Origin of the sequence: Blautia sp. AF19-13LB, assembly GCF_003479105.1 — a bacterium.
In the GTDB taxonomy this organism is placed as follows: Bacteria; Bacillota; Clostridia; order Lachnospirales; family Lachnospiraceae; genus Fusicatenibacter; species Fusicatenibacter saccharivorans.
The window spans coordinates 1-10,775 of record NZ_QUGO01000033.1 but is presented as its reverse complement, the minus strand read 5'-3'; the positions used below and the strand labels follow the sequence as shown (position 1 = coordinate 10,775).

General features: G+C 39.2%; 12 protein-coding genes and 1 pseudogene. 7 read left to right on the top strand and 6 right to left on the bottom strand.

Features of this window, described 5'->3' with window-relative positions; genetic code table 11:
• From DWX32_RS18365 to DWX32_RS18345, 5 genes and pseudogenes are all read right to left on the bottom strand, one after another.
• On the bottom strand, nucleotides 1-940 hold a 940-nt coding region (locus tag DWX32_RS18365), incomplete at its 3' end, for a type IV secretory system conjugative DNA transfer family protein (RefSeq protein WP_158579617.1).
• Nucleotides 937-1,419 (bottom strand): PcfB family protein, encoded by a 483-nt coding sequence (locus DWX32_RS18360; protein ID WP_118660826.1) that lies wholly within the window; start codon nucleotides 1,417-1,419, stop codon nucleotides 937-939. The genes DWX32_RS18360 and DWX32_RS18365, both read right to left, overlap by 4 nt.
• A gap of 93 nt (nucleotides 1,420-1,512) precedes the next feature.
• Nucleotides 1,513-1,731, bottom strand: a complete 219-nt coding sequence (locus DWX32_RS18355) for a DUF5348 domain-containing protein (protein ID WP_004611927.1) — start codon at nucleotides 1,729-1,731, stop codon at nucleotides 1,513-1,515.
• A 24-nt stretch (nucleotides 1,732-1,755) separates the two neighbouring features.
• Nucleotides 1,756-2,730 carry a DUF6017 domain-containing protein gene (locus tag DWX32_RS18350; RefSeq protein ID WP_018112837.1) on the bottom strand — a complete coding sequence of 325 codons (975 nt, stop codon included), beginning with the start codon at nucleotides 2,728-2,730 and terminating at the stop codon, nucleotides 1,756-1,758.
• 697 nt (nucleotides 2,731-3,427) lie between these two features.
• A pseudogene (locus tag DWX32_RS18345) lies at nucleotides 3,428-4,577 on the bottom strand (SLC13 family permease).
• A 179-nt stretch (nucleotides 4,578-4,756) separates the two neighbouring features.
• Between DWX32_RS18345 and DWX32_RS18340 the strand changes: the two are divergent.
• The 7 genes from DWX32_RS18340 to DWX32_RS18310 all read left to right on the top strand — a co-directional run bounded on the left by DWX32_RS18340 (nucleotide 4,757) and on the right by DWX32_RS18310 (nucleotide 10,003).
• Nucleotides 4,757-4,981 (top strand): hypothetical protein, encoded by a 225-nt coding sequence (locus DWX32_RS18340; RefSeq protein WP_055059592.1) that lies wholly within the window; start codon nucleotides 4,757-4,759, stop codon nucleotides 4,979-4,981.
• A 685-nt stretch (nucleotides 4,982-5,666) separates the two neighbouring features.
• Nucleotides 5,667-6,503 carry a DUF2971 domain-containing protein gene (locus DWX32_RS18335; RefSeq protein ID WP_021859841.1) on the top strand — a complete coding sequence of 279 codons (837 nt, stop codon included), beginning with the start codon at nucleotides 5,667-5,669 and terminating at the stop codon, nucleotides 6,501-6,503.
• A 63-nt stretch (nucleotides 6,504-6,566) separates the two neighbouring features.
• Entirely contained in the window at nucleotides 6,567-7,085 is a 519-nt protein-coding gene (locus DWX32_RS18330) for a hypothetical protein (RefSeq protein ID WP_021859842.1), read from the top strand.
• 105 nt (nucleotides 7,086-7,190) lie between these two features.
• Entirely contained in the window at nucleotides 7,191-7,934 is a 744-nt protein-coding gene (locus DWX32_RS18325) for a restriction endonuclease (protein ID WP_021859843.1), read from the top strand.
• 318 nt (nucleotides 7,935-8,252) lie between these two features.
• Nucleotides 8,253-8,636 carry a TnpV protein gene (locus tag DWX32_RS18320; RefSeq protein ID WP_025579824.1) on the top strand — a complete coding sequence of 128 codons (384 nt, stop codon included), beginning with the start codon at nucleotides 8,253-8,255 and terminating at the stop codon, nucleotides 8,634-8,636.
• Between the two features lie 51 nt (nucleotides 8,637-8,687).
• Entirely contained in the window at nucleotides 8,688-9,305 is a 618-nt protein-coding gene (locus DWX32_RS18315) for a Type 1 glutamine amidotransferase-like domain-containing protein (protein WP_005930833.1), read from the top strand.
• Between the two features lie 47 nt (nucleotides 9,306-9,352).
• Nucleotides 9,353-10,003 (top strand): hypothetical protein, encoded by a 651-nt coding sequence (locus tag DWX32_RS18310; RefSeq protein ID WP_025579830.1) that lies wholly within the window; start codon nucleotides 9,353-9,355, stop codon nucleotides 10,001-10,003.
• Between the two features lie 94 nt (nucleotides 10,004-10,097).
• On the opposite strand, the gene DWX32_RS18305 is transcribed toward DWX32_RS18310, so the two are convergent.
• The coding region (locus DWX32_RS18305; RefSeq protein WP_118660824.1) for a transcriptional regulator at nucleotides 10,098-10,775 on the bottom strand (678 nt) is incomplete at its 5' end.

Here is a 10,775-nt window from a genome sequence, read left to right as displayed (position 1 = left end):
GGAATTTCTTATACTGCCGGACAGCAAAGTGTTCCGGGTCTTTTTCCTCCAACCGTTCAAACATAAGGTCAACGGGGGACTGAAATTCCGGGTCGTCCTCGCGGGCTTCACTGGCATTTATCATTTCAAGCAGCGTCGTAAAATTCTTTTCTTCCTCCGGGGCTTCGTACCAAATGTAGCCGATAAGGGCGCAGTAAAAGAGCCGTTCCGATTTTATCCAAAAATCTTCCCCTGCTTTTTCCCCGTCCCCTTTGGTGTTGGCAATCAAAGTATTTACCAGTTTCAAAATGTCTTTTTCGCTGCGGAGATAGGCAAAGGGATTGTATTTCATGCTTTTTTTGAAGTTTATCGTGTTCAGCACCTTTATCCGATACCCGCCCCGCTGTAAGAGCTTCCCGCACTCGACTAAAACCGTTCCTTTCGGGTCGGTTACAACGTAGCTTGAGTGCATTTGCATAAGGTTGGGCTTTACGAAAAATCTCGTCTTGCCGCTGCCGCTTCCCCCGATAACAAGGATATTTTTATTCCTTGCATACTTTGGCTGCTTTGGGCGGCTGTTCATGGTAAGCCGTTCCGTCTGTGTGAGCAGCACGTTATTTTGAAATACCGGGTCGGTGTAGGGCTTTATATCTTCGGCGTTGCCCCAACGGGCAGAGCCGTATTCGATACCTTTCCGGTATTTCTTCGCATTCTTGCCTTTTACATAGACAATCAGCCGGATAAGGACAGCCCCTACAATACCGATAAGCAAATCCATAGGTGCAAGGCTCGGAAGCGGGTTTGCAAAGGCAGCGGAAAAGCCGTCTGCAAGGGAAAGCACCTTGCCGGACAGGTCAGCCCCCGGAGAGAGCCGCACCGCCTGTCCGATTTTGTCAAAGAGATAGACAAAGAGCAGATAGGGGGCATTTAGGATAAGCAGCTTTTTAAGTTCCGGCTTCATAGCGATACCTCCCTGTCCTTTTTCTTCACTTTTTCCCTCTGTGCGTTCAGAGCCGCCGCCTTTTCTTTGAGGGAAACAATCAGCTTGCGGATAGAGGGCTTTTGTCCCTGTGTCAGCTTCTTTGCGGAAAACTCCTTGAAAGCTGCGGTCAGTGCGTCCGCGTCCCGTCCCTTAAAAAACACAAGATAGCGGGGCGGGGTTTCGGTGCTGTCTTTCTTTAAGGCAAAGTCAATCCCGTATTTTTTCGCCGTACTCTCAAAGGCTTTGATATTGTCCTTTGTGATTTCAATGTTGGAAACGCCCGCGTTCTGCTTCATAAGCTGCTTTAGGGTCTGCTTGCCATGCGGGATTTTCTGTTTGTCATGCTGCTTTTTCATCTGTGCAAGCAGGGCTTTCATAGCCTTTTGGAGCTGCTGCGCGGTCAGCTTTCCGGTCTTGATGTAAAGGGCTATGGTCTTTTCGTTGGTTTCCTCCTGCAATGGGTGTCCTCCTTTCGTGTTCTATGGTGGTATGCCCGCCGCCGGGAAACGGGACGGGCATGAAAAAAGAGCATCCGCTTTCACGCCGCCCTGTTAAATCCGTACCCGCAGCCCGGAAAGGTCTGCCGCCCGAATACCCACAAGATACCAGTTGTCCCCGTACTCCATACGGGTCGGCTTCCATTTGCCCCGCACAAAGACCTCCATGCAGTCGCCGCAATGCAATCCCCCGTAATAGTCGTTTACGTCAAAGCGAATGTCGTAGCGGTCAGCGGTTTCATCAAAAATCAAAGCTCCTGTTTTCTGTGTCATCATAAAATCCTCCTTTGGGTTGGTTTACAGGCTTTCGCCCTCGTTGCAGGTGTAATCGGGTATGCCCTTGCTTCTTGCCGACTGGATAGTGCGCCCGCCGTACATATCGTGAGATACAAGGGACGTGTAATAGCTGCCAATCGTAGACGGAGCATTGAAAAGGGCAGCTTTCATGTACTGCTTGATGTTGCGGATTTTGGTGGTGTTTTCCTGCATACAGTCCAGTACAAAGCGGATATGTTCGCTGTTCAGTTTCATAAATTTTGCTTTTACAAGCTCTGCCGGGTGGTCGTCCCCGGCGATACGGATTGTTCTTCGTTTGGTGCAGACGGTTTCAAGAATAAGGGCAAGGATTTCCTCTATCCTGTCCCGGTCAAGGTATCTGTCCTGTATCAGATAGTCGTACTCGATATTGTCCTTGATGATTTCCTCATACACGCTGTATGCGTCTGTCGCTTCCTTTCGCTTCCGTTCCGGCAGCTGTGCCGCGTCCTCTAAGGGAGAGGGATTTAGGGAATGGAAAGGAATGGAATGGGTACTTGATATATCTGTATTTAATTTTTCTTTTTTTGGTAAGTTAGTTTTTTGTATCTCTTTATTTAATTGCGTTGGATTTTCCGACGTCGGGTTATCCGGTGTCGGATTTTCCAATATCGGCTTATCCGCTGTTGGATTTTCCAATACCGGACAATCCAATGCCGGGGGCTGTGGCTGTTCGTAAATGGTGTACTCAATAGCGGTCATTTTGCCTTTCTCGTCGCGTCCCTGCCGCCTTGTGATATATCCGGCTTTTTCAAGCTCCCATACAGCGGTGCGGATAGCGTCGATACTTTCCCGGTTGATAAGGGACAGCCCTGCAAGGGTGTAGTCCCAATCTTCGGGAAGTGAGAGCATTTGCGACAACAAGCCCTTTGCCTTTAGGGAAAGTTCCTTGTTGCGTAAATGGTGGTTGCTCATAACCGTATAACCTTTGTTCTTTTCCACGCGGAAAACTGCCATAGCTTCATCACTCCTTTGGTTGGATTTGTTACGCAGTAGAAACGCGGTTTTGAGGGAAAAGGTATCAACCCTTGCCTTTCTCATTTCCGCGCTCTAAGAGCCGCATAAATCAAGGCTTTATTTGCCCTTACTGCGTAACATGAGGGCATAAAAAAAGCAGCGTTCCTGTTCTCCTGTGTGGGAGTGAGAAACGCCGCCTTATAGGTGGTGCTTATTTTATTTTTTCTTTTCGACGTGCCGCGTAAGGTGGTGTAGTGGTTTATCCGGCAGCTTCGCAGGTGCTTTTGCATATCAAGGCTCAATTCGTTAAAAGTAGTAAATGAGTAGTAAAATCAATCTGCAAACCTGCGAATATGCCCGTAAATCAAGCATTTTTCAAGACAATCAACTAATTTCAAAATAAATCAAAAAATATTTGTGAAGTCTACCAGTCAGAGTCTTTTCGTTGTATAATGTCTTTGTCGTACAGGGTCACTTTCCTTTGGAATGTTTTGGAGCAAACTCATTATACATCAGAAAGCCCTGTACGATATTTTTTATGAAAAAGTTGTAAAGTGGTGTAAAGATTAATGATCTTTGTATTGGCACCGAAAATATATTTATTTCTCCGCGGCTTTTCTTCCAGGATGGGAGAGTGCCGCGGAGAATTTTTTGCGAAGAAAGAATTGCTATAGCTTTTGTAATTCCGGGAAAACCTTTATTTAAGAAAAAAATACAATATTAACATGAATATCATGAATATAATATTGGAGGCTGTGAATATTCCCAAATACTTCCCTCTCAGATTCCTGTTTTCTTTTGCAATATATTTGAAACTTATCAGGCTTGCCATGGATGCAATCAGAGTGCCGAGACCTCCAATATTGGTTCCGACAATTAAAGCCCGGTAATTATCTGTAAAGCCGGATAAAAGAAGCGCAGCGGGAACATTGCTCATAATCTGACTGGCAAGAACAGCAGTAAGTGTTTCCCTTCCTGCCATGATTCTTTCCAGAAAACTGCTGAATTGCGGAATCCTTCCAAGGTTGCCGATAAAAATAAATAATGCGATAAAGGTGGCAAGCAGGGAGTAATCCACCCTGCTTATATTTTCCCTGTTTCTTAGCAGCATATATATAAGAACCAATACAAGAGGAATCTGGTATGGAATGATACGTGCAACAGTGAGCAGGCAGATTGTAAATAAGATCAGGTAAGCGGCCAGGTATTCCATGTTAAGTTCTTTTCTGTCAGAGAATCCCAAAAGAGTTTTATCTTTTTCGGAACCGCATACGTGAGGTGCTTTGGCAGCGGCTACCTGTATCCATATCAGAAGAAGGATAAGTGCTGTGGCGGAATAGGGAAGCATCAGGGTTATTAATTCTGCCGCGGACATCCCTGCTCTGGCATATAGATAAAGGTTCTGCGGATTTCCGATTGGTGTGAGCATGCTTCCGAGATTAGCGGCGATTGTCTGCATGGCTACTATTTTAAGAAGCCAGTAATTGCCCAGTTCCTTTGGCAGTTTATGCACAATGATCAGTGCAAGAGGAACAAAAGTAATCAATGCCACATCATTGGTGATCACCATTGACAGGAAGAAACATAAGAGTACCAACAGCCTGATCACACCCACAGTTCCCGATGTTCCCATCAGCAATTTTTTGGGCAAGTATATCAAAAACACCAACAGCCTTCAAACCAGCTACAATTGCCATCAAACAGAAGAGGAGCCCGAGAGTCCTGAAATCGATATAAGTAAAATAAGCCTTATCCGGTCTGACCCAGAACATAGAAAGAAGCGCCAGGATCACTGCAATTGACAAAACGGTTTCTTTCCTGAAAAAAACATATAATTTTTGTAACATAATATTTCCTTTCCGGTCTGATACGACCGCGTATAAGTATATCACAGAAACATCCAGAAAAAAAGAATATCATTTTGTATTGTGGATTGTGTTTGCGATTACCGCCTCATTCCTGTATAATAAAAATGTTATCAATGGCGACATCATTTCAAAAGTTCAGAATATGAAAAGAAAACGTTTTGGAAGAACTATACAGAAAATATCAGGGAAAAACAATAAAAGATGACTATGGGAAAAATTCCAAGGAATTTATAGATTTTGCAAATGACATGAAAAAGAGCATGAAAATTAATGCCGCAAAATATGGATTAAGGCTTATTACCTTTGAGACGGGGCATTACGATATGTGCGGATATTTTAAGGACAACGAAACAAAAAAAGTATGTATATTTTTCATTCCATGAATGCCGGAACCACCCCATAGATTTCGACATGATGAACTCTAAGGGATTTCTCGTCCGTTCTGCAAAAGGATTGAACGATTGCACTGGAGGATACAACAACTTTACGGACTTGAAGGGATTTTTCCAACTGGTAAAGCAGATTACTTCCAGTGAAAGAGACATAATGGCGAACGATACTCCGTACAAAAACTAACATTTCATTTGTTCATATCGTATCTTTTGTATATGTCAGGCAGTCAAAGGACTGTACTTATACAAAAAGGAGATTGTAGCAGAATAAAAAACAAAAAAACAGATACGGATGATTACCTACTTACGTTGTGTCAGTAGATACAACAGCTTTTTTAATAAACAATCCTTAGTAGTAACCCTTTCCCTTTTACTACTAATTTTACTACTAACAGGTAGTAACAACTTGCAGGGTTCTGCTCTGATTTGCCATAATCTGTAATTTCAGAGTATTTTACAATAACCCCGGAATCCCTTGCAAAATAGGGCATTCCGGGTCAAAACAAGGAGAAACAAAACAATGATAAAAATATTATTCATCTGCCACGGCAGGAGTTTTTCTTTTGCCCAAATCTCCTTATTTTATGCAGATTTCCTTACAATAGGAGAGTGTATTACAACGATTTTACAACTTTTGAAAAATGTTCCGATATGACGAAAAAGGAGATAGTAGAGAATGAAATATTTATACCATTATACAAGTTTAGAAACATTAGCTTTGATTTTGAGAAATAAAACAATTTGCTTTAATAACTTGTTGTACGTTGATGACCTTGATGAAGCAGAAACAGAAGATATGGGGAAGTTTGGAAAATTTGTCTATGTGAGTTGCTGGACTGAAGATTCAGAGGAATCTATACCTTTGTGGAATTTATATACACCGAATATGCATGGCGTTAGAATACGAATGCCTGAATTTCCGTTTAAAAAATATAGATTTAAAAAAGGAGAATATTTTTTATCTGAAGATGTAGATACATATATAAATTTGAAGAAAATATACGAAGAAAACAAGGCTAGTATTGTTTCTACAGAACCACATTTAGAAAAGATTGAATATACAGATTCTCAAGATAAGTTATTTCCCAAAATTAGAACAGAATCTTGTGAAGATGCAGTTAAAAAGTTTTTGGAAGCCAAAACAATGTCTGATATTACCCAGGGTAATATATCTATTTCCTATTCATTAAAAGATATAGGACGATTTAAAAGAACAAATTGGGCTTTTCAGAAAGAGTGGAGATATATAATTTCACTTTCTCCTATGGGATTAAAAGAGGCTTATCCGGCTAGTTTTGAAAAACATCAAGAACAAATTAGAAGAATTGAGGACACATTATCAAAGCCACCATATAATCAATTGTTTTTAGAAATAGATGATAAAGTGCTAGAAGAAATAGAAATTGTATTTGGACCTAAAATGAGTGAAGCGGAAAAAATATTAGCTATTGCGTTGATTAAAGAATATTGTCCACAAGCCGTATATACAGAAAGTGTTCTGAAAATAAGATAAAATGTATTATAGATTGAGTTTTTTACTAACCTAAAATTCATACTGCTGGAGGAGTAAAAAATAATGAATTGGGAAGCAATTAGTGCCATAGGGCAAATTTTAGGAATATTAATTACATTTATGGTAGGGTGTATTGCAATGTTACCATATATGAGAAAATTCAATATTTATTTTTCTTTTATGTATAACGTGGATAAAAAACCTACATTTGTTGTAACGAACAATAGTCAAAAAGGACAGTTTATAAATCGTATAATTTTGTATAGTGGAAAATGGAGTAGAAAATCATTTTGTGTTATAGAAATGTTAGACATTCAAGATGATTTGCTAGCAGATAATATTGAATTTTTTGTTGCTCCGAATTCTTATTGTAAAATTAGTGCTAATGCCACTAGAATGGTAAAATATATTACTCATTGTGATGTATATTTTTCAAAGCGTAAGAAAGTCTATATTACATTAGATTTTGGAGATAAACTTTCTAAAAGATATTGTACGCAGATAAGAACTTATGAGTTTTTACAAATGCTAATTAGTGAAACAGAAGCATATCAAGACTTGAATATTGATACGCTGTTTTAGGAATAAAGTGAACAAGCATGTAATCGGTTAGTTGTAAAATAGGGAGAGTTTTACAACTTTTAAAAGATATTTCGATATGAAGATATAATACGAGGAAAAAACAGTATGAAGGCAGGAAAAGAATTGGAAAATTATGTACAATTTGTATATCAAAAATTGTTGGATTTTATGGATGAAGGTGCAATGGTATCATCTAATGTATCAGTAATAGGAAAATCGGGAGTTAAGCATGAGTTTGATGTATACTATGAATTTCAGCATTTGAATATGAGACATCGTATTGCTATAGAATGCAAAGATTGGAATACTCCTGTAAGTAAAGGTGAGGTGGGAGAGTTTTTGTCAAAATTAAATGATTTGAATAATATTTCGGGGATGATGGTGGCTAAATCAGGTTATCAAGAAGGCGCAAAACAATTTGCAGAATCCAATGGCATTCATTTAATGGAAACAAAAGACTTACCTTCTTTAGGAGAAATAGTTGCTGGTGTAATTAAAGAGGCATTTCTTCCAGATGAAGCCACTCAAGGGGCTCCTTTCTGGACATTAATGGAAATACAATCAGGTGAAATAACAGGAACCTATTTTTCTTTGCCAGAAGGAAAGCCGATAGTACCATTCTTCTATTCTAAAGTAATTGCAGAAAAAATGAGGGAAAAATTACTAGATGCAGAAAATTGGGTGGTTAGAGGGGTATCTCAGTATCAATTAAAAGGATTTGTAGCTCAAATGGAAGTTTTGGGTGTTGAAGCAGCGGTGTTTTATGTGCCATATTGGAAAGAAGGAGAAACAGATGTGCCAATGGTTATCATACCGAAAGAAAAATTAAAAGAAGAGTATATATATTAATACCTATTTTACAACTTTTGATAGCCAAAATATGAGGGTTTATAAGAAGATACAGAAACTATAAGAAAAATGAAAATTGTAAAGAACTTTCAAATACAAGGAAATGTGACGATTTAAGGAGATATAAGAACATGATAAAAATACTATTTGTTTGCCACGGCAGGATTTACTGTTCGTGAGAAAAAGTCTTAAATCGTCTTAAATACTTCTATAAATAGCATTTCTTGTGTTCAATTCTCGATTTTACCAATGATTTACCAATATTTCTGGAGAGTCAGACTTGCAGAAACAACAAACCAGAATGAGGAGATTAAAAATATGAGCGGATTAAAGAAACACATTTATGAAGAGAAAAACGGACTGCATTACACTCTGAATGGAGATTATTATTTACCAGATTTGAAATTGCCGGAGGAACACCGCCCTATCGGAAAGTACGGACGGATGCACCGGGAATATTTAAGAGAAGTCCACCCAGCCAGATTGAATACATTGACCCTGACAGGGGAATTATGGACATATCTTGCAGATCTGAACGAACAGGCACAGAAGCGATTAGATACAATCATAGAGCAGATGAAAGCTGCTGAGGGGGTCACAGAAGAATTAAAGAGTATCTGTCAGATGGAATGGGTGCAGCGTTGCAATAACATTCACAATCGGGCAGAAGAAATTGTTTTGCATGAGATGATTTATTCATAACGGTATGGTAGAATGATTATGATAAATCGGAGTTTGACGAGGTAAAAGAATATGAATGGAAAACATCTATTTCTTACATCTGCAGGGTTGACCGATAAGATGAAAGAGAAATTCTTTGATATTATTGGAAAGTGTCCGAAGGATGTGAAAGTGCTTTATATTCCAACAGCTGGCATTGAAACAGATGGTGCAAGAGAGTCGCTTGCAATATGTTTTCATGAACTCTTTCTAATGGGAATTCAGTACGAAAATATATTAGTGTACAATCTGGAATTAATTCTTTCAAAAGACTATCAAAGAACCTATTCTTCGTATGTTACAACCCCGTTTATGCTTACAAGGCTATTAACTTTTGAAGAATTAAACCAATTTGATGCTGTTTTTGTCAGTGGTGGTGATGTATCTGTGCTTTGTCGTGAAATGTCTAGAACTGGTTTTGATAGAATACTTAATAATGCAATTAAAAACGGACTTATATATGTCGGAATCAGTGCAGGAAGTATGTATGCGGCGGGAAATTTAACAGATGGATTACATATTATTGACAATCCTATTATCCCCCATTGGAATGGTTCTGAAACAACAGTATTACCGAACGGCAAAGATGAGATTAAGCTTGCTGATGGAAAAGCTGTTTATGTAGAGGATAATTACATGAGTGTAATATGATGCACATGTAGGATTAGTCAAATTCCAATTTGCGAGGATGAACATTTATGAAAGAAAAAAGCAAAAGTGAAGTTTCAATAATAGGTGGTGCAGATGGCCCAACAAGTATTTTTATAGCTGGCAGAACACGGAAAAAGCCTCTAAAAGTAAGGATACGAAATATTATCTACAGATATAGACGTAAGATAGTAGAGAAGAAAGTGGTTGCAGATTCACATACTCTTGATGAATTGGTACAATATGCAATGAATACCTACAATCTAATTGAAACTAATTCAACTGAGAGAAAATATATTGAACAACAAAAAAACCTAAAGGAGAGTTTGATTTTACAGCATAAACCAGAAGTTTTAGGTGAAATGAAGGATATTCCAAAGCCGGATGTTTCTAATGAAGAATCTGTCAGAGAATATTTTTGTAAAATAAAGACTCGAAGCGAAATGATTGCCGAAATGCCAGATAATGTAATTCCTATGAACTTTCATCTATATGAAATAAGAATCGGTGATGATTCTCTTGAGATGGAGATAGATTATATTTGGAATATATTCGGTATATCTTATTCTGGAAACAAGAAAGTAATGAAACAGTTTGAGAAAATTTCAAAAGATTTGTATATCTATTATGGTGTTAGTGAAGATGATATTAAGAAAAAGACAGAAAGATATTTATCATTGGTAACGGCATTAAGTTCATAAATTCCAGCCTGTCTTTCTGAAATTTCAACTGAATAACCACAGCATAAACCGCTGCTACATGGAAGCTAACACAACCATGCAACAGCGGTTTTTGTTACCGTTTTTTCCTCTGGCTGATAGGCGTTCCCATTTTCTTTGATTTTTTGAGAATCCGAATGAGCCAGCGGAATTCTTCTTCCGACAGATTTTTATAGTTGATACCGAGTTGCTTGCAATAAAGGATGACCAGCTTTTCATCCCGACTACCCTTGAAATTTTCGACCGCTTCCAGATTTTCTTTCAGTTCATCGGCAACGGTGGTTTGTGGGGCACTTTCACTATCCTTTTTGTGGGCTTCCCGAATATCCCGGATAATCCGGTTGAGGTCATCCAGAACCATGTGGCTGAAATACTCATCATCGCTGATATGGGCAGCTTGCAGCACCTTCAAATGCGGGTCATCTTCGCCGGGGCGATACCGTTCAATGATTTCATGCCGGACAGTGTCGACAAGTGCATTGAGGTTTTGAATCTGCATGGTGGCAATCCCGTCCACATAAATCTCAATATCTGCAAGAAACTTGATAAAATCTTTATGTGTGGCAAGCTCACAGAGCAGACGGTTGTTAATCCGACCGCTTTTCAGAAGTGCAACCATCTCATCATTCAAATGCAGCTCCGTCAATGGTGTGTTGATCTGCTCCCTGTTCTCTGTCCGGCACAGCAGATAATCAACGGAAACCCCATAGAAGTCTGCCAGCGTGATAAGGTTGCCATGATTGATTTCCTTAAA

Excerpts from the sequence above, each read along its gene's own strand:
- DWX32_RS18310 (WP_025579830.1), top strand. The coding sequence starts at position 9,353 with ATGAAAGAAAAAAGCAAAAGTGAAGTTTCAATAATAGGTGGTGCAGAT.
- DWX32_RS18315 (WP_005930833.1), top strand. The coding sequence starts at position 8,688 with ATGAATGGAAAACATCTATTTCTTACATCTGCAGGGTTGACCGATAAG.
- DWX32_RS18355 (WP_004611927.1), bottom strand. The coding sequence starts at position 1,731 with ATGACACAGAAAACAGGAGCTTTGATTTTTGATGAAACCGCTGACCGC.
- DWX32_RS18330 (WP_021859842.1), top strand. The coding sequence starts at position 6,567 with ATGAATTGGGAAGCAATTAGTGCCATAGGGCAAATTTTAGGAATATTA.
- DWX32_RS18320 (WP_025579824.1), top strand. The coding sequence starts at position 8,253 with ATGAGCGGATTAAAGAAACACATTTATGAAGAGAAAAACGGACTGCAT.
- DWX32_RS18325 (WP_021859843.1), top strand. The coding sequence starts at position 7,191 with ATGAAGGCAGGAAAAGAATTGGAAAATTATGTACAATTTGTATATCAA.
- DWX32_RS18350 (WP_018112837.1), bottom strand. The coding sequence starts at position 2,730 with ATGGCAGTTTTCCGCGTGGAAAAGAACAAAGGTTATACGGTTATGAGC.
- DWX32_RS18335 (WP_021859841.1), top strand. The coding sequence starts at position 5,667 with ATGAAATATTTATACCATTATACAAGTTTAGAAACATTAGCTTTGATT.